Annotated in this window: 19 protein-coding genes; 9 read left to right on the plus strand and 10 right to left on the minus strand. The window is 32.7% G+C overall.

Annotated features, from left to right (window positions below; all coding sequences use genetic code 11):
- Positions 1–2: 2 nt before the first annotated feature.
- From CXF54_RS13620 to der, 3 genes are all read right to left on the minus strand, one after another.
- Positions 3–8,225 (minus strand): gliding motility-associated C-terminal domain-containing protein, encoded by an 8,223-nt coding sequence (locus tag CXF54_RS13620; protein ID WP_157823471.1) that lies wholly within the window; start codon positions 8,223–8,225, stop codon positions 3–5.
- Positions 8,226–8,483: 258 nt separating this feature from the next.
- Complete coding sequence (locus CXF54_RS13625) at positions 8,484–11,234, minus strand: outer membrane beta-barrel protein (protein ID WP_317044448.1); 2,751 nt, start codon at positions 11,232–11,234, stop codon at positions 8,484–8,486.
- A gap of 144 nt (positions 11,235–11,378) precedes the next feature.
- The gene (der, locus tag CXF54_RS13630) at positions 11,379–12,689 is read right to left on the minus strand and encodes a ribosome biogenesis GTPase Der (RefSeq protein WP_101203939.1); all 1,311 of its coding nucleotides are present in this window, start codon (positions 12,687–12,689) and stop codon (positions 11,379–11,381) included.
- A gap of 97 nt (positions 12,690–12,786) precedes the next feature.
- On the opposite strand from der, the gene CXF54_RS13635 reads away from it, so the two are divergent.
- On the plus strand, positions 12,787–13,284 hold the full coding sequence (locus tag CXF54_RS13635) for a GTP-binding protein (RefSeq protein WP_101203940.1): 498 nt from the start codon (positions 12,787–12,789) through the stop codon (positions 13,282–13,284).
- 51 nt (positions 13,285–13,335) lie between these two features.
- Here CXF54_RS13635 and era read toward each other — a convergent pair whose 3' ends face one another.
- Together era and CXF54_RS13645 are read right to left on the minus strand one after the other, a co-directional pair.
- Positions 13,336–14,217, minus strand: coding sequence for a GTPase Era (era, locus tag CXF54_RS13640; protein ID WP_101017179.1), 882 nt, complete (start codon positions 14,215–14,217; stop codon positions 13,336–13,338).
- 27 nt (positions 14,218–14,244) lie between these two features.
- Positions 14,245–14,703, minus strand: coding sequence for an RNA methyltransferase (locus CXF54_RS13645; RefSeq protein WP_090837593.1), 459 nt, complete (start codon positions 14,701–14,703; stop codon positions 14,245–14,247).
- Positions 14,704–14,848: 145 nt separating this feature from the next.
- On the opposite strand from CXF54_RS13645, the gene CXF54_RS13650 reads away from it, so the two are divergent.
- Both CXF54_RS13650 and CXF54_RS13655 read left to right on the plus strand, forming a co-directional pair.
- Positions 14,849–15,652, plus strand: a complete 804-nt coding sequence (locus CXF54_RS13650) for a DUF6503 family protein (protein WP_101203941.1) — start codon at positions 14,849–14,851, stop codon at positions 15,650–15,652.
- 2 nt (positions 15,653–15,654) lie between these two features.
- Positions 15,655–16,230, plus strand: coding sequence for a DUF2911 domain-containing protein (locus tag CXF54_RS13655; protein WP_101203942.1), 576 nt, complete (start codon positions 15,655–15,657; stop codon positions 16,228–16,230).
- A gap of 127 nt (positions 16,231–16,357) precedes the next feature.
- Here CXF54_RS13655 and CXF54_RS13660 read toward each other — a convergent pair whose 3' ends face one another.
- Together CXF54_RS13660 and CXF54_RS13665 are read right to left on the minus strand one after the other, a co-directional pair.
- The gene (locus tag CXF54_RS13660; RefSeq protein ID WP_090837600.1) at positions 16,358–16,732 is read right to left on the minus strand and encodes a hypothetical protein; all 375 of its coding nucleotides are present in this window, start codon (positions 16,730–16,732) and stop codon (positions 16,358–16,360) included.
- Positions 16,733–16,789: 57 nt separating this feature from the next.
- On the minus strand, positions 16,790–17,422 hold the full coding sequence (locus tag CXF54_RS13665) for a YceI family protein (RefSeq protein ID WP_101203943.1): 633 nt from the start codon (positions 17,420–17,422) through the stop codon (positions 16,790–16,792).
- A 184-nt stretch (positions 17,423–17,606) separates the two neighbouring features.
- On the opposite strand from CXF54_RS13665, the gene CXF54_RS13670 reads away from it, so the two are divergent.
- The 5 genes from CXF54_RS13670 (at position 17,607) to CXF54_RS13690 (ending at position 24,401) form a co-directional block, all read left to right on the plus strand.
- Positions 17,607–18,206, plus strand: a complete 600-nt coding sequence (locus CXF54_RS13670; protein ID WP_101203944.1) for a DUF6134 family protein — start codon at positions 17,607–17,609, stop codon at positions 18,204–18,206.
- Between the two features lie 3 nt (positions 18,207–18,209).
- A complete protein-coding gene (gene cls / locus CXF54_RS13675; RefSeq protein ID WP_101203945.1) occupies positions 18,210–19,646 on the plus strand; it encodes a cardiolipin synthase in 1,437 nt (478 codons plus the stop codon).
- Positions 19,647–19,717: 71 nt separating this feature from the next.
- Positions 19,718–20,485, plus strand: coding sequence for a patatin-like phospholipase family protein (locus tag CXF54_RS13680; RefSeq protein WP_101203946.1), 768 nt, complete (start codon positions 19,718–19,720; stop codon positions 20,483–20,485).
- A gap of 78 nt (positions 20,486–20,563) precedes the next feature.
- A complete protein-coding gene (locus CXF54_RS13685; RefSeq protein ID WP_101203947.1) occupies positions 20,564–23,338 on the plus strand; it encodes a PAS domain S-box protein in 2,775 nt (924 codons plus the stop codon).
- Entirely contained in the window at positions 23,331–24,401 is a 1,071-nt protein-coding gene (locus CXF54_RS13690) for a response regulator (RefSeq protein WP_101203948.1), read from the plus strand. Before CXF54_RS13685 ends, CXF54_RS13690 begins: the two co-directional genes overlap by 8 nt.
- 54 nt (positions 24,402–24,455) lie before the next feature.
- Here CXF54_RS13690 and CXF54_RS15940 read toward each other — a convergent pair whose 3' ends face one another.
- From CXF54_RS15940 to CXF54_RS13705, 3 genes are read right to left on the minus strand one after another with little or no spacing between them, the layout of a single operon-like run.
- On the minus strand, positions 24,456–24,671 hold the full coding sequence (locus tag CXF54_RS15940; RefSeq protein WP_090837611.1) for a DUF6327 family protein: 216 nt from the start codon (positions 24,669–24,671) through the stop codon (positions 24,456–24,458).
- Positions 24,658–25,017: a hypothetical protein gene (locus CXF54_RS13700; RefSeq protein ID WP_101203949.1), complete on the minus strand. Its 360-nt coding sequence runs from the start codon at positions 25,015–25,017 to the stop codon at positions 24,658–24,660. The genes CXF54_RS15940 and CXF54_RS13700 overlap by 14 nt, the downstream gene beginning before the upstream one ends.
- A 5-nt stretch (positions 25,018–25,022) precedes the next feature.
- A complete protein-coding gene (locus CXF54_RS13705) occupies positions 25,023–25,346 on the minus strand; it encodes a YtxH domain-containing protein (protein ID WP_090837615.1) in 324 nt (107 codons plus the stop codon).
- A gap of 167 nt (positions 25,347–25,513) precedes the next feature.
- Here CXF54_RS13705 and CXF54_RS13710 point away from each other — a divergent pair, with 167 nt between their 5' ends.
- Positions 25,514–25,999 carry a hypothetical protein gene (locus CXF54_RS13710; RefSeq protein WP_101203950.1) on the plus strand — a complete coding sequence of 162 codons (486 nt, stop codon included), beginning with the start codon at positions 25,514–25,516 and terminating at the stop codon, positions 25,997–25,999.
- Positions 26,000–26,043: the final 44 nt, after the last annotated feature.

A 26,043-nucleotide genomic window follows, 5' to 3' on the forward strand; every position in this document is an offset into this window, starting at 1 on the left:
TATTAATCAGTACCTAATAGTATATATCCTTGGATTGGTTTTAACCCACTATTTTTAAGCTTTATAATATAATAGTAAGTTCCTGTAGGTAACGTTTTAGAAGCACCAAGAGCAGAAGAAGGAGAAGCTCCATTCCATTCATTATTATAATTTTCGTTTTTATAAACTTTTGCTCCCCATCTGTTAAAGATTTCTAAATCAATTTCAATCTCGCAAACCTCATTACTTTGTTCATTAAGCACGTAATTAATTTCTAAGAAATCATGATCATTATCTCCGTTGGGGGTAACCATTTTTGTTACGCTGACATCATTTTCAGATTTTACACAAGGGTAGTAAACACAATCATCATTTATCTCAATTAAAATAGTCGTACTCCAAGAACAGCCATTTACTGTGTATAAGTAATTAATCACATAACTTCCGCCAATCTCCATGTCAGAAGGCGTAAAAGTGTAACCTTCCCAATTGGCTATATCTTCGGAAGTCCACAATCCATCTTGAAAAGTAGTATTTGTTATATAATTCCTTAAGTCTACAGACTCATCTTCTATACATAAGTTAACCACTCTCCTTTCAACATCCTCAATAGTATTAACATGTATTACTTGTGTTAATCCAGAATTATTACCACAATCATCGATTGCTTCCCAGTCTCTAATAATATCATAATTAAAGGCATCAATGTTATTTATTGATTCTGTGAAATTTATTTCTAAATCTTGTGTGCAATTATCTTCAAATATAATATTTGGGATTTCTGGAATTTCGCCGCAAGCAATAAATTGTTCAGTTATTATATTTGAAATCAAAACTGGGGCAACAGTGTCGTTTATAATAATATCTTGAGTAACCATAATACTATTATTACATGCATCAGTTACACTAAACGTTCTTGTAATAGTTTCTGGGCAAGTTCTTCCATCTGATACATCGCTTATAAACTGAACGGTTGGTACAGAACAATTATCCGCTTCATCAGTTATTACATTAATATCTGGCATTGGCACATCTCCTATACAAGTAACAGTTATAGCTAATGGACTACTTGCTGTTGGCGCAGTCGTATCATTAACAATAATATCTTGAGTTACTAAAATACTATTATTACAAGCATCTGTAACACTATAAGTTCTAGTTATAGTTTCAGGACACGTTCTTCCATCTGAACTATCACTTACAAATTGAACGATTGGCGTAGAACAGTTATCAGCTTCATCTGTGATAGCATTAATATTTGGTGTTGGCACATCTCCTATACACGACACAGTTACAGCAAGGGGACTACTAGCTGTTGGCGCAATAGTATCATTTATAATAATGTCTTGAGTAACCGTTATGCTATTATTACAAGCATCAGTAACGCTATACGTCCTAGTTATGGTTTCTGGACAAGTTAATCCATCAGACACATCACTTACAAATTGTATAGTTGGTGTTGAACAGTTATCTGATGCGTCCGTAACTACTTGTGTATTTGATGTTGGAACATCATCAACACAAGTAACCATTATTGTATCTGGATTGCTTGCTGTTGGTGCAATAGTATCATTTATAATAATGTCTTGAGTAACTGTGATACTATTGTTACAAGCATCAATAACGCTATACGTTCTAGTTATGGTTTCTGGACAAGTTAATCCATCGGACACATCACTTACAAATTGTACTGTTGGTGTTGAACAATTATCAGCTTCGTCTGTAACGACATTGATATCTGATACTGGCACATCATCTATACAAGTAACACTTATTGCTAATGGATTACTTGCTGTTGGCGCAACAATATCGTTAATAACAATATCTTGAGTAACTGTGATGCTATTGTTACAAGTATCAGTAACACTATACGTTCTAGTAATAGTTTCAGGACAAGTTAATCCATCAGAAACATCGCTTACAAACTGTACAGTTGGTGCTGAACAATTATCAGCTTCGTCTGTAATAACATTGATATCTGCTGCTGGCACATCATCTAGGCAAGTAACACTTATTGCTATTGGATTACTTGCTGTGGGCGCAACAGTATCGTTTATAATAATATCTTGAGTAACCGTGACGCTATTGTTACACGCATCAGTAACACTATACGTTCTAGTTATGGTTTCCGGACAAGTTAACCCATCAGAAACATCGCTTACAAACTGTACAATTGGTGTTGAACAATTATCTGCTTCGTCTGTAACTACGTTTATATTTGCTGTTGGAACATCATCTACACAAGTAATACTTATTGTTATTGGATTACTCGCTGTTGGCGCAACGGTATCGTTAATAATAATATCTTGAGTAACTGTGATACTATTATTACACGCATCAGTAACACTATACGTTCTAGTTATGGTTTCCGGACAAGTTAACCCATCAGACACATCGCTTACAAACTGTACTATTGGCGTTGAGCAATTATCGGCTTCGTCCGTAACTACGTTTACATTTGCTGTTGGCACATCATCTACACAAGTAACACTTATTGCTATTGGATTACTTGCTGTTGGCGTAATGGTATCGTTAATAATAATATTTTGAGTAACTGTGATACTATTGTTACAGGCATCAGTAACACTATAGGTTCTAGTAATGGTTTCTGGACAAGTTAACCCATCGGACACATCGCTTACAAACTGTACCATTGGCGTTGAACAATTATCATCTTCGTCTGTAACTACGTTTACATTTGCTGCTGGCACATCATCTACACAAGTAACACTTATTGCTATTGGATTACTTGCTGTGGGCGCAATGGTATCATTAATAATAATATCTTGAGTAACTGTTATGCTATTATTACAGGCATCAGTAACACTATAGGTTCTAGTAATAGTTTCTGGACAAGTTAATCCATCTGAAACATCACTTACAAATTGTACTGTTGGCGTTGAACAATTATCGGCTTCGTCTGTAACTACATTGCTATCTGCTACTGGTACATCATCTATACAAGTAACACTTATTGTTATTGGATTACTTGCTGTTGGAGCAACGGTATCGTTAATAATAATATCTTGAGTAACTGTGATGCTATTATTACAAGCATCAGTAATACTATAGGTTCTAGTAATAATAACTGGACAAGTTAACCCATTAGAAACATCACTAACAAACTGCACAGTTGGTAATGAACAATTATCTGCTTCGTCTGTAACAACATTTGTATCTGGTTGAGGTATATCACTCTCGCAAGTAACATTTATTGCTACTGGATTACTTGCTGTTGGTGCGATGGTATCATTTATAATAATGTCTTGGGTAACTGTTATACTATTATTACAAGCATCCGTTACACTATAAGTCCTAGTAATAGTCATAGGACAGCTCACCCCATCAGAAACATCACTTACAAATTGAACAATTGGAGTAGAACAATTATCCGCTGCATTTGTAACAACGTTAGGGTTTGGGTCTGGAACATCATCTACACATGTAACAGTTATAGAAGAAGGATTACTTGCTGTAGGCGCAATAATATCGTTTATGATAATATCTTGAGTGACCATAATACTATTATTACATGCATCTGTAACCTGATAAGTTCTAGTAATGGTTTCAGGACAAATTAACCCATCAGACACATCACTTACAAACTGGACTGTTGGCAGGGAGCAATTATCAGCTTCATCTATTACAACATTTACATTTGGTGTTGGCACATCATCTACACAATTTATACTTATTGCTAGAGGATTACTTGCTGTTGGCGGTTGATTATCAATAATATTAATAATTTGAACAACATCTATAAAATTACCACAACCGTCTGTAACTCTATATGTTCTTGTTATAAGACCTTCACAGGTAAAGTTAGAAATATCTGAAATAAAAGTCACAATAGGAGTTGAACAATTGTCCGAAGCATCCGTCACAACCGAACCATTTGGAGCGGGTATTGGATCCGAACAATTAAGTACCAAATCTGCAGGGTTAGAAGCTGTTGGCAAAACATTGTCTACGACATTTATTCTATGAGTTACATCTATAAAATTACCGCACTCATCAGTAATTCTATATGTTCTAATAATTTTTTCTAAACAGTCAAAGCTTACAACCTCTGAAATAAAACTTACGACAGGCGGTGCGCAATTATCCGCTTCATCTATTACAACTTCAGGATTAGGCTCTGGAATATCCGATCCACAGTTAACGTTTAAATCTGCAGGATTAGAACCTGTCGGTAAAATTGTATCCGCTTCTGTACCACAAGAATTACAAGATATTACTATACAATCAGCGATTAAAACATTTATAGTTTGAGTAAAAACACTTTCATTTAAACACTGATCACTTACTGTCCACTCTCTAACGATAACATAATCTTGAGTATTATCGGTATTTGTTGATGTTTCATTAAAGCTTACTAAAACATTTTGCGAACAATTATCTTCAAACTGTAAACTTGGCACTGCTGGTATATCAGTACAGCTCACTGTTAAAACCTCATCCAAAGGACTTAACAAAATAGGCGCAATATTATCTTCAACAATAAAGTTTTGAGTAACTAAGGTAAAATTATCACAATCGTCAACAACTTTATATGTTCTAACTATTGTTTCAGGGCATGAACCATTAGAAATATCTGAAACAAAAAACACCTCTGGTAACGAACAATTATCTGACGCATCTGACACATCCTGTACATTAAAACTAGGAATATTATCATCACATAGTAAAAAAACATCAACCAAATCACTTGCTGTCGGTGCAATGGTATCATTTATAATAATGTTTTGGATGACTGTAATGCTGTTATTACAAGCATCAGTAACACTATACGTTCTAGTAATGGTTTCAGGACAAGTTAATCCATCAGACACATCACTTACAAATTGTACTGTTGGTGCCGAACAATTATCAGTTGCATCTATTACTACATTGATATTTGGTGTTGGAACATCATCTACGCAAATAACAGATAAGCCTACTGGATTACTTGCTGTTGGCGCAACGGTATCGTTAATAATAATATCTTGAGTAACTGTGATACTATTATTACACGCATCAGTAACACTATACGTTCTAGTTATGGTTTCCGGACATGTTAACCCATCGGACACATCGCTTACAAACTGTACTATTGGCGTTGAGCAATTATCGGCTTCGTCTGATACAACAGTTGTATCTGGTGTTGGCACATCATCTACGCAAGTAACACTTATTGCTATTGGATTACTTGCTGTTGGCGTAATGGTATCGTTAATAATAATATTTTGAGTAACTGTGATACTATTGTTACACGCATCAGTAACACTATACGTTCTAGTAATAGTTTCTGGACAAGTTAATCCATCGGAAACATCACTAACAAACTGTACTATTGGCGTTGAACAATTATCGGCTTCGTCTGATACAACAGTTGTATCTGGTGTTGGAACATCACCTACGCAAATAACAGATAAGTCTACTGGATTACTTGCTGTTGGCGCAATGGTATCATTAATAATAATATCTTGAGTAACTGTGATACTATTGTTACAGGCGTCAGTAACACTATACGTTCTAGTTATGGTTTCCGGACAAGTTAACCCATCAAAAACATCACTAACAAACTGTACTATTGGCGTTGAACAATTATCAGCTTCGTCTGTAACTACGTTTATATTTGCTGTTGGCACATCATCTACACAAGTAACACTTATTGCTATTGGATTACTTGCTGTTGGCGCAATGGTATCATTAATAATAATATCTTGAGTAACTGTGATGCTATTATTACACGCATCAGTAATACTATAGGTTCTTGTAATAGTTTCTGGACAAGTTAATCCATCAGAAACATCGCGTACAAACTGTACTATTGGCGTTGAACAATTATCAGCTTCGTCTGTAACTACGTTTATATTTGCTGTTGGCACATCACCTACACAAGTAACATTTATTGCTATTGGATTACTTGCTGTTGGCGCAACGGTATCGTTAATAATAATGTCTTGAGTAACTGTGATGCTATTGTTACACGCATCAGTAACACTATAGGTTCTAGTTATGGTTTCCGGACAAGTTAACCCATCAGAAACATCACTAACAAACTGTACAGTTGGCGTTGAACAATTATCGGCTTCGTCTGATACAACAGTTGTATCTGGTGTTGGCACATCATCTACACAAGTAACACTTATTGTTATTGGATTACTTGCTGTTGGCGCAATGGTATCATTAATAATAATATCTTGAGTAACTGTGATGCTATTATTACAGGCATCAGTAACACTATAGGTTCTTGTAATAGTTTCTGGACAAGTTAATCCATCAGAAACATCACTTACAAATTGTACTATTGGCGTTGAACAATTATCGGCTTCGTCTGTGACTACATTGCTATCTGCTACTGGTACATCATCTATACAAGTAACACTTATTGTTATTGGATTACTTGCTGTTGGCGCAACGGTATCGTTAATAATAATATCTTGAGTAACTGTGATGCTATTATTACAAGCATCAGTAATACTATAGGTTCTAGTAATAGTTTCTGGACAAGTTAATCCATCAGAAACATCACTTACAAATTGTACTGTTGGCGTTGAACAATTATCAGCTTCGTCTGTAACTACATTGATATCGGCTACTGGCACATCATCTATACAAATAACACTTATTGCTATTGGATTACTTGCTGTTGGAGCAACGGTATCGTTAATAATAATATCTTGAGTAACTGTGATGCTATTGTTACAAGCATCAGTAACACTATAAGTCCTAGTGATGGTTTCTGGACAAGTTAACCCATCAGAAACATCGCTTACAAACTGTACTATTGGCGTTGAACAATTATCAGCTTCGTCTGTTACTACGTTTTCATTTGCTGTTGGCACATCACCTACGCAAGTAACACTTATTGTTATTGGATTACTTGCTGTTGGCGCAATGGTATCGTTAATAATAATATCTTGAGTAACTGTAATACTATTATTACAAGCATCCGTAACACTGTAGGTTCTAGTTATAGTTTCCGGGCAAGATAGCCCATCAGATACATCACTTACAAATTGCACTATTGGTGCTGAACAATTATCGGCTTCATCTGTTACAACATTGACATTTGGTGTTGGCACATCACCTATACACGTTACGTTAATTGCTACAGGGTTACTTGCAGTTGGTACGATAGTATCATGAACAACTATATCTTGAGTAACAGTAATACTATTATTGCAAGCATCAGTAACACTATAAGTTCTAGTTATAGTTTCTGGGCAAGTTAATCCATCAGAAACATCACTTACAAACTGTACCGTTGGAATAGAACAATTATCAGCCTCGCTAATAACAACATTAATATCCGATGCAGGAACATCTCCTATACAAGCAACTGTTATTGCTGCTGGATTACTTGCTGTTGGATTAATAGTATCATTTATTATAATTAACTGAGAAGCAGTAACCGTATGGTTACACGAGTCTGTTAATGTAAAAACTCTTGTTACAGTTACGGGACATGTACCTGAAACGGTATCTATATAAGATAAAGAGACAATATCATTCCCGATAATTAGACTTCCCCCCATAGTAATTAACTCGCTCTCCAAAATTTGAACACTAGAAGTGCTAAAAACAAATGGTGTAATTTCGGCAGTAGTACATCCAATTAAATCTTCATTTAAAGGTGCTGTAATTTCTGGAAAAACATTAGAATCAAATTCTAATATTTCTACAGTATAAGAGTCTGTATTTTCTTGATCATTTACTGTTAAAGAGATGTCATATGGTCCATCCGAAGCAAACGTATGAGTTGGATTTGCAAGCGTACTGGTTGTACCGTCTCCAAAACTCCACAAATACGTATATGGTGGCAACCCTCCTGACGTCGTAGATTGAAAATTTATAGTGTATGCTGTATCACAACTTGGCTGAAAGCTAAAATTAGCAATAAGTGGTGCTAACACCACAAGTGATGGGTCTGAAAAACAGTGCGATCGACTACACTCACATGTACCATTATTATTTGTTTGCCAACCCATGTACAAATTCTGAAGCTCAATTTCTGCACCGCATTCCCAATTAAAATTGTATGTATTTAAAGATACATTGGTCGGTATAGGTTGATCATCATAATAGCACTCATCAATAGTTTCTATAAAAACGCCATCAACGTAAAGGTTAAAATGCAAAAACAGATCATATCTATTTGCAGCCGTATTTGCTGTAAAATCAACCCACAAATAAGCATTAACAACAGTTCCTGGCTCACAATAGCCTGGCCCAAATGGATTACCATTGATATCTCCCAAATAAAATGTTTCGATAGTAAAATCATTTGACGTACATGGAGCCCCTTCACACACAATAGTCTGTGAAAACAAAGAAAAAGAACAACTTAAGAAAGCAAAAAATATTAGTAATTTTAATTTCAAAATGATTTGGGATCAAAAGATTATTAAATCCAAATCTATTTGAAATTATTGTTTAACATATTCTAAATGTTAAAAAAAACCAAATAATTCGTTAAAATACAGTTTATACATGTTCAAACTCCTAAATCAATCTAATTAATTCATAAAATACATTCCGCTATCTTTAGTTTCTCCTTTAGATCCTAAACTATTAAACTTCCAACTAAAATTAAGCATGAAGTATTGACGCAATACTGTACTTTGTGTGTCCTGGATATAATCATTAGTAGCCGTACGTCTTGCATTAGTATTTTGATTTAATAAATCATAAACCTTTAAAGTTACCAAGCCTTTATCATTTAATACAGAATAAGCGACACTAGCATTCCAGAACCAAGCGTCTTTTTGGAAGCCATCCGCAATATTAGCATTGTAATTATAGGTTATATCATTTCGCCATTCAAATCCTTTTGGTAAGAAAAAAGCGGAATTTAAATCTAAATTATGAGACGTAAAGTTTCTATCTTCAAAAGCATCAATATCATACATATTATTTGTTAATGTAATACGGTAACGTGGCTTAAACTCAAACACATCACTGTAAACATAATCAATCCCTACATTAGGATTAAACACTAACACGTTACTAGCATATTGCACATCATTATTATAATTAATGTTTTTAGAAAAATTAGACCAATTACCTATTTTCAGCCTCACAGCTTGCAAAGAATCTATTTTAAATTTCTTACTAAAATCAACTCCAAAATACCCATTGTAATTACCATCTACATTGTCATAAGTTGTTGTACGCTTTAACGTCTCTGCATCAACTGTTGTTCTTGATACTACTGCATTTTGACTTTTTTCCATATTGGCGTAAACATAAAACCCAGTGCGTTCTTTCCAGTTATAAGCATTAAAACCCATATATAAACTATGTTGATTTGTAGGCTCTAAATTTGGATTACCTACAATGGTGTTTAAAGGATTAGAAACATCTTCAAAAGCTTGTAACTGCCTTACAGAAGGTGGTCTATTTCTTAACCTGTACCCTAAATAAAACGATGCCTTTTTACTAAATCTGTAATTAAAATTAGAGTTTAATTCGACTGTATTAAAATCACGTTCTACATTAAATTCAGGTCTCAAACCATCCTGATTTTTTAAGGTGCGCATCACATAATCTGCACCAAATCGTGCTGACCATTTTTCCTTACGGTAGCTTAAACTTACTCCAGGAGAACTTCTAGTGTCTGTGTATTCAAAATCCGTACTTAACGCAGTATTAAATGTGTCAAAACCATTTGAGACCTCGTTAAAATCGAATGTGCTTTGCTTATTCTTATCTTTATTATATTGATATTCATAATTAAAATTCACAAAAAACACTTTGGTTTTAATTGGCAACCTATAGCTTACATCTGTTTTAAGCGTATTACTATCATTATCACCATCTGTAAATTGATTACGGTCTATTGCTTCTGGATCAGTTCCAAAAATCTCAGTATTTGAATTTATAAAATCATCACTTTCACTATTACTAAAACCTTTATCTATTCCAAATTTTAGAAAGGCACCTTTGGTTCCAAACTTTTTAGTAGCAGAAATTTGATTTGAAAAATTGTTAGACTTATTCTCTACAAAAGAGCGCAAAGCAGATTGGTTAGTTAATATTAAATCCTGATCTAAGGTTTCGTCTTGACTTGTATAATCTGTTGTACTTGTAGATCTAGAAAATGATGGTTTTATATTAATAAAAAATGTAGAATCTAATTTTATCTCAAAATCAGAATTTACAGAATGACTTTGGGTATCGTTACTAGATTGAGAACTTGAATTAGAAAAATATCTAGAGTCCGATAAAATAGTTTCTCGTTGAGAAGCTGATTTGTTTTCAGAATTACTATTAGAATAAAAGTAATCTGCAGCTACTTCTGTTTTTTCACCTATGGCATCTGCATAATTCACACCTCCTAATTTAGAAGTTGTAATCCCTTCTCCACCTCCAAATTGACGACCATTAATACTAAAAGATCCGTTGCTACTAAAACTACGCGAACCTCCACTACCAAACATTTTTTTGATTTCGCCAAAGCTAAAACCTGGAGAGTTTATATTATTACCTCCAACCAATACACTTACACGTTGATCATTATCAAAGCGGTTAAACATTCCTGCAAACTCATATCTATCATCAGTCCCTACTCCCGCTGCAACACGTCCAAAAACACCTTTATTGTTTTCTTCCTTAATCGTTAAGTTTATAGTTTTGTTTTCTTTATCGCCTTCTTCTCCTGTAAATGCTTCACTTTTGGTTTTGGTATCTACCACTTGGATTTTATCAATAATCTCTTTAGTAAGATTTTTTATAGTAATAGACGGGTCGTTTCCAAAAAAAGGCTTTCCGTTAACTAAGATTTTATTAACCTCTTTACCGTTAACTTTAATTTTACCTTCTTCATCAATTTCCACACCAGGTAGTTGTTTAAGTAAATCCTCAATTGTTGCGTCCTTTTTTGTTTTAAAGGAATTAACATTAAACTCTAGAGTATCTTTTTTGATTGTAACAGGTGCAGAAGATTTAATAACAACCTCATCTAAGGCATTACTAATTTGTAAATTAATAGCTCCTAAATTAATAGGTCCTGAAGTGATTGCTATTTTTTTCTTGTAAGATTTATAACCAACATAAGACACTAGAAGGTTTAAACTATCTAAAGATGTCTCGTCCTCCATACTAAAGACGCCATCTTTTTCAGTAATGGTATAAGTTACCAAGCTATTATCCTTAATACGCTCTAGATAGACTGTTGCTGCTTCAAGGGGTGCTTGATCTAAGTCGTCAAATACTTGACCGCTTATAATAAATTGTTTGGATTGACTAAATGAGGATACTGTGCACAAAAAAGTGCAAATTAAGATTAGATAACGCATTTTGGTTTTGGTTGATATTAAAGGGCTTAATAAAAAGCCCTTAGATTTTCAACGAAAATAAACTTGTAATCTTATTCTTAGTCTTAAGAAAAACTTAAAAGTAATTTAGAACGATTATTTTTTACGCATGTAAACACTAATCGGAACACCTTTAAAATCATAAAGTTCACGTAATTTATTTTCTAAATAACGCTTATAACCTTCACGTACATATTGTGGTAAGTTACAGAAAAAAGCAAATTGAGGTTGCGGTGTTGGCAATTGCATAATATACTTAATCTTAACAAATTTACCTTTATAAGCTGGTGGTGGGTAATTATCTATTATTGGTAATAGAGTTTCGTTAAGCTCACTAGTCTTAATACGTTTTGTTCTGTTGTTGTAAACTTCAACAGCAGTTTCAATAGCTTTAAAAATACGTTGTTTTGTTAATGCAGAAATAAAGATAATTGGCACATCTGTAAAAGGCTCTAATTGCTTTTTGATATGCTTCTCATATTCGTTAGTAGACTTATGATCTTTTTCTACTAAATCCCATTTGTTAATTAAAACTACAATACCTTTTCTGTTACGTTGTGCTAACCAAAATATATTTTGGATTTGCCCATCAAACGTTCTGGTAGCATCTACAACTAATAAACATACATCTGCATGCTCTATAGCACGTACACTACGCATTACAGAATAAAATTCTAAATCTTCTTTAACTTTTGATTTTTTTCTAATTCCAGCTGTATCAACTAAATTAAATTCGAAACCAAAACGGTTGTATTTAGTATCAATTGCATCTCTTGTAGTACCTGCAATATCTGTTACTATATATCTTTCTTCACCAATTAAAGCATTAATAAAAGAAGATTTTCCTGCATTTGGACGTCCTACTACTGCAAAACGCGGTATTGCATCTTCAACAACTTCTACTTCTTCCTCTTCTGGTAAAGCTTTTACTAGATCGTCTAATAAATCTCCTGTACCACTACCATTTATACTTGCAATAGTATGATACTCTCCTAATCCTAAATTATAAAACTCGACAGCATCTTCTTCACGCTTACCGTTATCTACTTTATTTACAACTAAAAAGACAGGCTTAGTTACTTTACGTAATAATCTAGCAACATCTTCATCCATTCCAGTAACACCGTCTTCCACATTAACCATAAAAATAATAGCATCAGCTTCTTCAATTGCTAAAACTACTTGTTTATCGATTTCTGCTTCAAAAACATCATCACTTCCCTTTACATAACCACCTGTATCAATTAGAGAAAACTCTCTACCATTCCAATCACTTTTTCCGTAATGCCTATCTCTTGTTACACCACTAACAGCGTCAACAATCGCCTCACGACGTTGGATTAAACGATTAAAAAATGTTGATTTACCTACATTTGGTCTTCCTACTATAGCTACTATACTACTCATAATTTATATTTTTATGCATTACATATCCTGTAAGCGCGTGCAAAGGTAGTGTTTAGTTCGAGAAAAAATAGTATTTTACTTTCATTATGAGATAATTATGAACGAAAATTTAAATGAAGTCGTGCTTCGTCCACGATTTAAAATAGAGCTAAACAAACAACATACCAGTGTTTTAGATGCTTTTGAAGCTAAAAGACATAACCAGAGTCAGTTTATTGTTTCTAGAATAGACGATCATGTTTTTATTAAATTACCCAAAGCACAGCAACATTTTTGGTCGCCACAGCTACATTTAGAGATAAATGATCTAGAAAACAATAAAAGTCAACTCTACGGATTGTTTGGTCCCAACCCAACCGTTTGGACTTTATTTATGTTTTTACATTTTATAGTTGCAGGTTTTTTTATCGCCTTTTGTATTTGGGCTTATTCTAACTACGCCTTAAAAGTAGATTACCAACTTCAGGTTTGGGGTATTGTTGGGACGACACTATTATGGTTTATACTTTATTTTGCCGGACGCATGAGCAAAACATCAAACCAAACCGAAATGACAGCACTCTATACTTTTATGAGTGGTGTTTTAGACGCATAAAAAAAGGCTTTAGTAATTAACTAAAGCCTTTTAAATATCTGTTTTATTTTTTTATTGGTTGTAACCAAAACGTTTTAATTGACGTTGATTGCTTCTCCAATTTTTATTTACTTTAACGTAAAGTTCTAAGTGAATTTGTTTTCCAAAGAATTTCTCTAAATCTTTTCTAGCCTCTACACCTACGCGTTTTAATGCGCTTCCTTTGTGCCCAATAATAATTCCTTTTTGAGTCTCACGCTCTACCATAATTACAGAACGCACACGGATAATTTCATCCTCTTCAAAAAACTCTTCAGTATCAATCTCAACCGCATAAGGGATTTCCTTTTTGTAATGCATTAAGATTTTTTCGCGAATAGTTTCGTTTATAAAAAAACGTTCTGGCTTATCTGTTAATTGATCCTTTGGATAAAAAGCTGGAGATTCTGGCAATAATTCAATAATTCTGTCAAAAACTTCTTTCACATTAAACCCTTCTAAAGCAGAAATTGCAATAATCTCTGCATTTGGAACTTTAGTAGCCCAAGATTGCACTTGTTCTTCTAACTGCTCTTGATTAGATTTATCAATTTTATTAAGTAATAATAATACTGGAATTTTAGCGTTAGTGATTTTATTAAAAAACGCTTCGTCTTTTAATTCTCTTTCACCAATCTCTACCATATAAATTAAGATATCAGCATCGTCAAAAGCGGACTTTACAAAATCCATCATAGAGGCTTGCAGCTCGTAAGCCGGTTTGATAATCCCTGGCGTATCACTTAATATAACCTGAAAATCCTCACCATTTACAATACCAAGAATTCTGTGTCTTGTTGTTTGTGCTTTAGACGTTATTATAGACAGTTTTTCGCCTACAAACGCATTCATAAGTGTTGACTTACCAACATTTGGATTACCAATAATATTTACAAAACCTGCTTTATGTGCCATCTTAATCTTATTTAATAGACCGCAAAGTTACGACCTTGGTTTGTTTATTCCTCTATCGTACATCACAATACTTCCGGCAACGGATACATTTAAACTTAAAGGGGACTTAAATTTAACTAAAAAGTGACTTTTCTCTATGGCTTGCTTAGATAATCCATGATCCTCAGCACCTAATAAATAAACACAACGTCTAGGATGATGGAAGGTTTCTAGATCTACAGCAGTATCATCTAGCTCCACACCAACCAATCTAGCACCTTTTGGGATGTTGTTATAAAACTCCTCAAACGTGGCATAGTGAAAATAGGGCATTGCCTTTACCGCATTATGTGTGTCACACGCCTGTTTAGCATATCTATTACCAATAGTAAAAATATAACTTGCGCCTAGATTTTGTGCTGTACGCCACAGTACACCTAAATTCTCAGGTGTTTTACCATTTTGGATGCCGATTCCAAAATATTCGTTTTCAAAATTATCTACCATGCTACAAAAGTAAAATTTTTATATAATATATAAACAATCACAAAGGTTATATCAATTAATGACAATGTCTTAAAGTTTTATTAATTAACTGAAAGGTCTTGACATAAAAACGACAAAAATTGTAGTTTCATGCAAAATTTAATAAATGACAACACTTAAATCAGTTATACTATTTTTATCTCTAGTCTTGATCACCTCTTGCAATACAAAAGATAAAAACAAAACTGAAACTATTACCACTAAACCTATTACTACAACTCCAGTTGTAACGTTAAGCAAGGCACAAAAACTTTTAAACCAAACTATTTTAGCGCATGGTGGTGACCTTTATAATACAGCACATTATGCTTTTAGTTTTAGAGGTATTGAGTATCAGTTTAAAAACAACGGAACGGATTATACATACATTAAAAGTTACAAAAAAAAATCAGACAGTATCAAAGATGTATTAAAAAACAACGTCTTTACACGCACCATAAACAATAAGCCAGTAGTACTATCTGATAAGGACATTGCAATTGGAACTGGTGCAATTAATTCTGTAATTTATTTTGCAACATTGCCTTACAAGTTAAATGACAAAGCTGTTAATAGCACTTACGTGGAAAGTCTTACCATCAAAGACCAAAATTACGATGCTATAAAAGTTACATTTAATGAAGCTGGTGGCGGGCAAGACCATGACGACCAATTTTACTATTGGATAAATATAGACACTAAAAAAATTGACTATTTGGCGTATAGCTATAATGTAAATGATGGTGGCGTAAGATTTAGAAGCGCTTACAGCCCAAGAGTTATTGACGGTATAACGTTTCAAGATTACATAAACTACGAAGCAATAGTGGGCACACCATTAAAAGACTTACCAGTCCTTTTTGAAGCTGAGCAACTAAAAGAACTTTCAAAAATAAAAACTGAGAACATAATTAATTTAAACAAAAACTAGACATGAAAAAATTACTATTTATTATCGCAATTGTATTAACAGGGTCAACTGTAAACGCACAAGAGTTTGCTAAAATGGACAAAAGCCCAATGGACCGTGCTTACTACCCAAGTGATGCACCACACAGAACCTTTAAAAAAGACGATGCAGAGAAAAAAGCAGCAGAACCACAAATACGTGTAACATACTCGCGTCCTGCTAAAAAAGGAAGAGTTGTTTTTGGTGAATTACTAAAATTTGGTGAAGCTTGGAGAGTTGGAGCTAATGAGTCTACTGAAATCTTATTTAACAACGACGTTACTTTTGGTGGTAAAGAGATTAAAGCTGGACGTTACACAGTAATTATTATTCCTACTGCTACAGAATGGACTTTAAAATTAAATACTGAATTAGATGGTTGGGGTAACTACGGATACGATTCTAGCAAAGATATTGCTAGTGTAACTGTTCCTGTTACAAAAAGTGAGAAAGAGATCGAAAATTTATCTGTTTCACTTTATAAAGCTTCAGAAAACACAGTACATTTAAAAATTGGATGGGATACTACAGTTGCTGAATTTCCTATTACTTTAAAATAAGTTAAATAAAATCAGTCACCCAAAATAAGAGGACACTATTTTATATAAAAAAACCGATGAAGTTAGCTTCATCGGTTTTTTTATTTTATCGAAAATTAAAGTTATAGATCGTTTAAAATAGAACGTTCTATTCAAAATGTTTTTTCACAAAAGCACTTTTCTCGTGGTCTGTCATCTTATCAGCTGGTTCAACATCAATTTTAACATCCTTAAAATGCAAATCTTTTTTCAAGACATTATACAATTCTGTTTTTGCATTTGTTGGTCCAAATAACACCACATTATTATAGTTTAAAATAGCATTTGCAATTTGTTTATAATAAGCGTCATTCATTTGCTGTCGCTTATTATGCATCAAGTTTTCGCTTCTACTCAATGCTTCTTCTTTAGTGTTAAAATTAAATTTTGAATCTATAGTTTTATTTGCATTTTGGACTTCTAAATCAATCAGATTTGCGGTGGAATGATCCATCCATATTCCTAAGTTTTTTTCTGTTTTCATGTTTTTTCTATTAAAATTAGAGTTAACTATACCATTTACTTAAGATCAATTAAAACCTTATTTTGTATTAACAGGTAATTTGATTTGTACATCTACATCAGGCCACAATTTTGAAATCCCGTCTGTTCCGGTATGTAAATCATAACACACTTTATTTAAAGACTGCATAGCCTTTTCTCCTTGCCATATATTTAAATCAATTTTTGCAGACAATGTTATGGTGTCATTTTTAAATAAATAGGTACATTCTAACGGGTGTGTCCTATTATTCATCTTCAAATTAAAAATGCCTTTACCTTGATCTGCCACAACTACAGCTCCTACAATAGTATCTGTATTAAATACTTTAAAAAAAGAGTCGACTAATTTGGTGTCTCTTATTTCTAAATTAGAATTAACAGAAGCCGTTTGTATTTCTATTTTAGCCTGTTTTAATAACGACTCAATAGTTGCTGCATTATTAGTTCCAGAAAACTTAAAATCATCAAACTGACCACTTACCCCTAGCTTATCGGTAAACTTATATGCAGTCCATGCTACCAAAACACCTTCAGTATCTATTGTATATAATTTATCTTCTTTAACCGCCTCACTCTGATCAATAATCTTCTGTTCTTTTTTTGAAGTATTACAAGAAGATATTAATAGTATTAAAACCAAATAAGTTGTTTTTTTTAATAGTCGTTTCATAAAACAGATATAATATTATGTTTAAGAATTGTATTTAACACGTTTACCCTATTATTAAGTGTTAACAATGACAAAGGTAGACATAGTAAAAGCCTCCTGAAATGACGCAAGTCAGTTTTACTTGTTTTTAAAATTGTTAATTTGCCACTTAAACCTTTAGTAATAAATTTAGAATCAACATTTTATGATCAATAACTTAGTGCTTATTGTCTGTTTTATAACCTTAGGAAGCGATTTGTACACTTCTCAAGAAAAAATATTGTTTGATGTTATTCGTAACGAAAAAGTAATTGGCAGCCTAAAAGCAACTAAAATAATCAAGGACTCTAAAACTTATTATAAAAGTTCGACTAGTATTAATGCAAAAATCATAAAAGAAATTAGAGTTAATTATAAATACGACGTCATTTTTGAGTCTGAATCGTTAGAGCAATCCAATGTAAACATTACAGTAAATGAAAAATCACATGCTAAGACTATTACAGAATGGGATGACACTAACTACCAAGTCATTAAAAATGGGAAGAATGAAGCTACAATTACTAACGCCATCTCCTATGCTACTGTCCAGTTGTATTTTGAAGAACCCAAAAACATCACGACTTGCTATTCTGAACAAAATGGGGATTTTAATACCATAATAGCCATGGGAAACCATATATATAAGAAAGTAAATGCAAGCAATAATGAAAATTTATACTATTACAAAAACGGACTTTTAACCAAAGCCACTATAGATGGAGGACTTATTCAGTTTGAAATAATAAGAAAAAGCAATCATTAGACTATGACAATAGCCATTATTCTATATTTTCTTTTAGCTTTTTTCTTAATGGGGAAACTATTAATTTATGGCATCAGACCCACTAAAACACTAGCTTGGTTACTCGCTATTTTCACAGTCCCTATTGGTGGTATGCTGTTTTACTTTGTGTTAGGAAGAAACAGAAGGAAAAACAAATTTTATACACTTAAAAAAACTAAGGCGATAGCTGAATATTACGAAAAAGTTGAAGCTTATTATAGCACATTGGATAACGATAAAAACACGACCATTCCAAAAGCTATTAAAACACACATTAAGTTAGCTAAACTAATAACTAAAGGCTCTAAATTTACACCTACATTAGGCAACGCATTACTTCCATTAAAAAATGGGGCAGCGACTTTTAAAGCTATTTTCCAAGCTTTAGAGCATGCTGAAAAATTTATTCATCTTCAATATTACATTTTTGAAGATGGTGATTTAGCCGAAAAATTTAAATCCATTTTAATTCAAAAAGCGAGGACTGGTGTCGAGATTCGTTTTCTATATGATGCGCTAGGCAGCAGATCACTAAGCAAAACTTACATTAATAGTCTTAAGAAAGAAGGTATAGAAGTCTATGCTTTTTTACCCATGACATTTGGGCATCTACTCTCTTCTGTTAATTATAGAAACCATCGTAAAATTGTAATTGTAGACGGTCGTATAGGTTTTACTGGAGGCATTAATGTCTCTGACAAATATGTCATTGGAGATCCTGTTTTAGGAAACTGGTACGATATGCACTTGCAATTAAAAGGGACAATAGTTAATAGTTTACAAGCGGTATTTGCAATGGACTGGAGTTTTGCTAGTGGCACAGATAATTTACTAAGCACTAAATACATATTAAAACACACTGCACCAGGACAATCTATAGCACAAATTGTTGCTAGTGGCCCTGATTCTGATTTTTCTTCGGTACAACAACTCTATTTTTCTATAATAAATAATGCTAAAGATTATGTGTATATAACCAATCCGTATATAATTCCCGGAGAAGCTATATTGGAGGCCATGCAAGTCGCTGCCATGAGCGGTGTAGATATTAGGCTTTTGCTATCCACTAATTCCGATAGCTTCTTAGTCAAATGGAATGTTCGTGCCTATTTTGAAGACCTATTAGAAGCGGGTGTTAAAATTTATTTATATCCTGATGGTTTTTTACACAGCAAAGTTATTATATCAGACGATGCCTTAACCTCCATAGGAACTGCTAATTTAGACATTAGAAGCTTTGAGCAAAACTACGAAGTAAATACACTTATATACGATAGTAAAATAACGATAGACCTTAAACAGGATTTTTTAAAAGACTGTAATAAAAGTAGTCAAATGAACTATAAACAACATCTTAAAAGACCCAAAACAGATCGCTTGAAGGAAGGGTTAGCAAAAGTATTTAGTCCTGTATTATAAGCAACTGATAATAATCATTATTTATATGTAACCAACGCACTACCTTTACTTTAACTAACACAACTTATAAAATGAATACAGGTTTAGTTCTTTCTGGAGGAGGCGCTCGTGGAGCTGCACATATAGGTGCAATAAAAGCATTAGAGGAGTATGGGATTACACCAACACATATTTCTGGAACAAGTGCAGGCGCAATTATTGGCGCTTTATATGCTGCAGAGGTCAGTTGGTCAGAAATGTTAGCCTTTTTTAAAAACATATCCATATTTCAAACGACAAGATATGCCCGAAATAAACCTGGTTTTATAAACTCTGAAAAATTTTATGACGACCTTAAAACCTATTTTCCAATTGATAATTTTGAAGCTTTAAAAAAAACCCTATACATTACAGCTGCCAATGTAATCGATGGTACATTAAAAATTTTTAACAAAGGACAACTTATAAAACCTATTATTGCGTCAGCGTCTTTCCCAGGTGTTTTTACCCCAACTGAGATTAATGGTAAATTTTATATTGATGGAGGTACTTTAAACAATTTTCCGGTAGAACCTTTACAAAAAGACTGCGAGAAAATTATAGGCATCTATGTTAATCCCTTAAAAAAAATAAGCATTAACGATTTAAAACATTCTTATAGTGTTGTAGAAAGAGCTTATAAAATTAAAGTTGCATCAGAGTCTATGCTAAAATTTCCTAGTTGTGCTTTAATTATCTCCCCGCAAGAGTTAAATAATTACGGCACTTTTGACATGAATAGTATAGATGCTATTTTTAATTTAGGTTATACAGCAACAAAAAAAGCTCTAGAAGAAAATAAAAACATATTAGCACCGTAATTACACCTATAATTTTTCAGATAAAGCATTAAAATATCATATAACAATTAACTCAACATCTAATTTAGAGCCCTAAAAATGAGTAGTCAAGTAAAAGACAACATTCTTTTTAAAAGCATTTTCCAATCTTCAGTCGAAGGTATTTTGGTTATTGATGATGCCGGAGTAATTATTAAAGCAAATCCTGCTAGTCAACTCATGTTTGGTTATAACAAAGACGAGTTAATTCAAAAAAGGTTAGAAATTCTTATTCCCAATAAATTTAAAAGCAATCATAAATCGCATCGCATTCAATTTTCTAAACCCCCTACATCACGGCGTATGGGACAAAACTTAGATTTATGGGGCCTAAAAAAAGATGGCTCGGAGTTTCCTTTAGAAATTAGTTTAAGCCCCGCCAATATTGAAAACCAACAAATTGTCATTGCTTTTATAATAGATATAACAGAGCGAATCGCTGCAAAAAAAGCCCTACTAACTAGTGAAAGTCGAATGACGGAAGCGCAACATCTTGCGCACGTTGGCAATTGGAGTTGGAATATCCAAACTAATGAGAGAAGTTGGTCAGACGAGTTTTATAGAATCCTTGGTCTTATTCCTGGTGACAAAAAACTAAATTCAGAATCCGTAAGACATTTTATTCATCCAGAAGATAGATCATCGACAATTCAAGCAATAAATAATGCTATAAAAAATAAAACCCCATATAAACACAAACACAGAATTATAAGACCAAATGGCACAATAAGACATCTTTTAACAAAAGGAAAAGTATTATATGATACCATTGGAAAACCAAAAGAATTATATGGTACTATTCAAGATATTACTAGACATAAAGAAAATGAATTAAAACTAAAAAATAGTAAAGACAAAACGCAAGCCATACTTGAAGCATTACCTGATGTCATGATTCTTTATGACAAGCATGGCAATCACCTAGAAGTTCATTCACCAGAAAATTATCAACTTGTAGCGCCTTATCACGATCACATAGGTCATAATATAGATAAGATTCTACCAAAAAAAGTCTGTAAAAAAATAAGACAAGGGTTTGCTGATTGCGAAAAAACTAAAAAAAATCAAATCGTAGAATACTCACTTAACATCATGGGGAAGTTGATACATTTTGAATCACGAATAGTTAAAACAGAAACCAATAATTTTTTATGCATTATCCGCGATATTACCGAAAGTGAAAATGCAGAAAAAAAAATTCTAGAAAACGAACAAAGACTACGATTAACATTAGAAGCCGGCGAGTTTGGCTCTTGGCATTGGGATTTATTATCTGACAAGATCGTAAGAGACACTTACCAAAATGCTTTATTTGGCATGAACACTGAAGAGTACACGACTACTTATCAAGATTTTTTAAGTAATATACATCCAGAAGACAGGGATAAAGTGCAAGCAACAATAACTAAAGCTATAAAAAACACCACTAATTACACTATACAATACAGAATAACGCATCCGGATTTATCTGTCCATTGGCTTCACGAAAAAGGAAAGGTTTTTAAAAACTCTAGTGGCACACCAGAACGCATAATAGGTGTAACCAATAGTATTACAAAACAGAAATTAGCAGAAGAAAAATTAAAAGAAAGCGAAGAAAAGCTAAGAAACTATACCATAGCGTTAGAAGCTAAGGTAACAGAACGCACTAAAGAACTAACTTCTGTTGTGCAAAAACTAGTGGCAGCAAACCTTAGTCTTGAAGACCAAATATTAATCACCGAGGAAGCTGAAAACATAGCTCTTAATAGTAAACAGGTCCTTGCAAACATTACTAAAAACTTCCCAAAAGGATTTGTAGTGGTCGTTGACATTGATTTAAAAATTATTTTTATTGACGGTGAAGAAATAGAAGCATTAGGTTTTACCTTCCTAGCACATACAAATGCTACAATATATGATGGCATCGGAATTACGGAAGTTACTAGAGACATCTTAATAAAAGAAATAAAAAAAACTTTTAAAGGAGAGCATTGTTCTTTTGAAATAAATATTCAGGATAGATCTTACCTAGTTAACACGACTCCTTTACTAAATAACGAGAATCAAATTGAACAGATATTATTAGTAAATAATAACATCACACAGCAAAAGCAAATAGAACTAGATATTTTAAAGACGTTAACTAAGGAACGAGAATTAAGTGAATTAAAATCGCGTTTTATATCTATGGCTTCACATGAATTTAGGACGCCTTTAAGTGCCATTTTGTCTTCAGCTATATTAATTGAAAAACAAAACGAGCCAGGAAAAGAGGACAAGAGAATTAAATATGTCTCTAAAATTAGATCTAATGTAAAAAACCTGGTCGTGATACTAAACGATTTCCTTTCTCTAGGCAAATTACAAGAAGGAAAAGTAATTGCACATCCAGAATCGTTCAATTTAATTGCTTTTACAGAAACGTTAATTGAAGAATTTGAAGACCTAAAAAAAGTAGGCCAAACTATTAATTTACAATGTAAATTCACCTCTATTAAGGTGTTTTTAGATGTTAAATTATTAAAGCACATCATTTACAATTTAGTCTCTAATGCTATAAAATATTCTGAAGAACATCAAGACATAAATATAAACATAACGATTAAAAACCAGTTGGTCTGCATAGAAATCAAGGATAAAGGTATCGGTATTCCAACCGAAGATCAAAACAATATGTTTCAACGTTTTTATCGTGCTAATAATGCTTCAAACATACAAGGTACAGGGTTAGGCTTAAATATTGTAAAACAATATACCGAATTAATGGATGGTACTATTAACTTTAAAAGTAAAATAAATGAAGGCTCTATCTTTTACATTGAATTTCCTTTAAACCAAAAACAAAATGAATAAAATACTATTAATTGAAGACAATCAAGACGTAAGAGAAAATACAGCAGATATTCTTGAATTAGAAAACTACACGGTCATTACAGCAGAAAACGGTAAAATAGGTGTTGATATGGCCATAGAGCATAACCCTGACATCATTATTTGCGATATTATGATGCCTGTTTTAGACGGTTACGGTGTTTTTGAAAGCTTAAGAAAAAACCATAAAACAGCAAGTATTCCTTTTATTTTTCTGTCTGCTAAATCTGAAAAAACAGACGTAAGAAAAGGGATGAATATTGGTGTAGATGATTATTTAACCAAACCTTTTGAAGAAGACGAACTTTTAGATGCTATAACTTGTCGCATAAAAAAAAGCGCCTTTTTAAAGAAAGAATTCGCCAAAAACATGGAAGGTCTTAGCGCTTTTATTAACGATGCCTCAGAGTATTTAAAATTAGAAGAACTCTCTCAAGATCGCAAACTTAAAAAGTACAAGACTAAAGATTGCATCTTTACAGAAGGTAACGCTGCGCATCAATTATATTTTATACAAACAGGAAACGTTAAAACCTACAGAACAACAGAGTCTGGAAAAGAATTTGTAACGGGGTTTTATGGGCCAGGAGATTTTATAGGTCAATTATCATTATTAGGAGATAAAGGCTTATACATAGAAACCGCAAGTGTATTGGAAGATGCTGATATTTGTGGCATTCCAAAAGCAGACTTTACTAAACTACTTTACAGTAATAAGGAGGTCTCTAATAAATTTATAGATCTTATCTCGAATAATTTAATAGACATGCAAGAGCATTTAGTAGACATGGCTTACTCCACCGTTAGACAAAGAACAGCTAAAGCATTGTTAGAATTGGATCAAAAAGGATTAATTAAAGACAACAGTCATGAAGGTATTAGCATCCCTAGAGAAGATTTTGCAGGTTTAATTGGCACTGCTACAGAAACTGCTATACGCATGTTAACCGAATTTAAACACGAAGGGTTAATTGAGGTAGAGTCTAATAGAAAACTTATTTTATTAAACAAAGTCAGTCTAAAACAAATTGCAGAATTTGGATAACAGTTATTAAAGACAAAGGAGTTTTACTATAATTATTTAGTAAAACTCCTTTTTTTATCTAAATTTTTTAATCAAATTAGTAGTAATATATTCTAGCAACTTGACTTGCAACGTGTTTTTAACCTCACTTTTAATACTGGTAGCACTAAAACTAGATTTGGTGCTTTTTAAATTAAGTTTTATCTGCTGTTTATAAATCTGTTTTTGAAGACTTATAATTTTTAACTGATTATCTATGTCCTCAAAGGAATTGTAGCTATTTGGCATCATCTTTTGTAAAATAATAGTTAGAAAATCTTCTTAATAATGGCCCATTAAATTTATCTCTTAAAAAATAAACAACCATTATAACTAGTAAATAAAACAAGCCTACAATTAAAAAACCATAAAACGTATCATCCAAAATTTGTGCTAACCTAAATGCTACAGCAAAAGATAAGATTAGTAACATTATACACGCTAAAGCTCCAATAACAATTACTTTAGTTATATAAGTAACCCCTAACATTAATACTTTAAAAATTTTAAGCTTAAAATAATCTTCATTACTTTTTATATAAGCATGAATATTAACTTCTGTATCTAAAACGTTTTCTTTAAATTTTTCAAAAGCCATAATTATTATTTTTGCGGCTCCATTTTTTTTAGCTCCTCTAACTTACGTTCTAAGCTAGAAATAATATCTTCTGCCTTACCATTCATATGAGAAATAGTTTCATCTAACTTCTCTTTCATTTCTTCTTTTTTCTCATTTACAGATCTTGTCAAATCCGCTTTAGCGTGAGATACACGTTCAGAAATATCGTGTCTTGTATCTTCTGCTTTTTGCTTAATTTTTTTTCTAGTTTTCGTCCCTTTATCTGGAGCATATAAAACCCCTATTCCTGCACCTAAAGCAGCTCCAGCCAGTAAAGCTAATAATGTATTTTCCTTAGTACTTGACATAATTTTGTGTTTAAAAGATTAATAAATTAATTTCTATACCACTAAATTAAAGCAACTATCACTTATTTAAAATGACCTAAGTCACTACGCTAAAAATATCAGAATGACATAGGTCATTACTCTATTGTATAAAGCACATTACATTAGAACTATAATATGAAATTACTATGAAATCGAAAATTAACAAAACAAAGCAAAAGCACGTTTTATTAAAATCATACTCAAAATTTCAGCAAATAGAACAAGCAATAAAAGCCATTAAAACAACGGATAATAGCAACCTACAAATTTCTATTATTGGTAAGTTTGACGAAGACCATTTGGATGATGCAAACCCCCTAATTGCTTTAGAAGAGAACATGGAAAAAAAATGTAAAGCTTTATTTAAAAACGCCATAGATTTTGGCATTCTTTCTAACCCTGACATTGGAACAATTTTTATTACAGGGTTTCTTGTATCTCTTTTTTTACAAGAAATAGAACTTAAAAAAATTGGTACTATGCTAACAGGGCCTTATGGTATTTTAAGAGGTTTAGGTATTGATAAAAAGCCAGCGTTTACTTATTTAAAAGCATTACATCAAGGAGAATATTTAGTGATTTTTAGAGGATTTGAAAACGATTTAAAGCAATTAGAAGAAACAATTAATTAATAATAAAAAATGACACAAAAAAATTACTTTTTTTCCCTAACCAA

This window comes from Olleya sp. 1-3 (genome assembly GCF_002836085.1).
Lineage (GTDB): Bacteria > Bacteroidota > Bacteroidia > Flavobacteriales > Flavobacteriaceae > Olleya > Olleya namhaensis.

Coding starts and splice junctions, on each gene's coding strand:
- CXF54_RS13700 (WP_101203949.1), bottom strand. CDS start 25,017: ATGGCTTTTGAAAAATTTAAAGAAAACGTTTTAGATACAGAAGTTAAT.
- CXF54_RS13645 (WP_090837593.1), bottom strand. CDS start 14,703: ATGGTAGATAATTTTGAAAACGAATATTTTGGAATCGGCATCCAAAAT.
- CXF54_RS13655 (WP_101203942.1), top strand. CDS start 15,655: ATGAAAAAATTACTATTTATTATCGCAATTGTATTAACAGGGTCAACT.
- CXF54_RS13685 (WP_101203947.1), top strand. CDS start 20,564: ATGAGTAGTCAAGTAAAAGACAACATTCTTTTTAAAAGCATTTTCCAA.
- CXF54_RS13635 (WP_101203940.1), top strand. CDS start 12,787: ATGAACGAAAATTTAAATGAAGTCGTGCTTCGTCCACGATTTAAAATA.
- CXF54_RS13660 (WP_090837600.1), bottom strand. CDS start 16,732: ATGAAAACAGAAAAAAACTTAGGAATATGGATGGATCATTCCACCGCA.
- CXF54_RS13665 (WP_101203943.1), bottom strand. CDS start 17,422: ATGAAACGACTATTAAAAAAAACAACTTATTTGGTTTTAATACTATTA.
- CXF54_RS13650 (WP_101203941.1), top strand. CDS start 14,849: ATGACAACACTTAAATCAGTTATACTATTTTTATCTCTAGTCTTGATC.
- der (WP_101203939.1), bottom strand. CDS start 12,689: ATGAGTAGTATAGTAGCTATAGTAGGAAGACCAAATGTAGGTAAATCA.
- era (WP_101017179.1), bottom strand. CDS start 14,217: ATGGCACATAAAGCAGGTTTTGTAAATATTATTGGTAATCCAAATGTT.
- CXF54_RS13670 (WP_101203944.1), top strand. CDS start 17,607: ATGATCAATAACTTAGTGCTTATTGTCTGTTTTATAACCTTAGGAAGC.
- CXF54_RS15940 (WP_090837611.1), bottom strand. CDS start 24,671: ATGATGCCAAATAGCTACAATTCCTTTGAGGACATAGATAATCAGTTA.
- CXF54_RS13710 (WP_101203950.1), top strand. CDS start 25,514: ATGAAATCGAAAATTAACAAAACAAAGCAAAAGCACGTTTTATTAAAA.
- cls (WP_101203945.1), top strand. CDS start 18,210: ATGACAATAGCCATTATTCTATATTTTCTTTTAGCTTTTTTCTTAATG.
- CXF54_RS13680 (WP_101203946.1), top strand. CDS start 19,718: ATGAATACAGGTTTAGTTCTTTCTGGAGGAGGCGCTCGTGGAGCTGCA.
- CXF54_RS13690 (WP_101203948.1), top strand. CDS start 23,331: ATGAATAAAATACTATTAATTGAAGACAATCAAGACGTAAGAGAAAAT.
- CXF54_RS13705 (WP_090837615.1), bottom strand. CDS start 25,346: ATGTCAAGTACTAAGGAAAATACATTATTAGCTTTACTGGCTGGAGCT.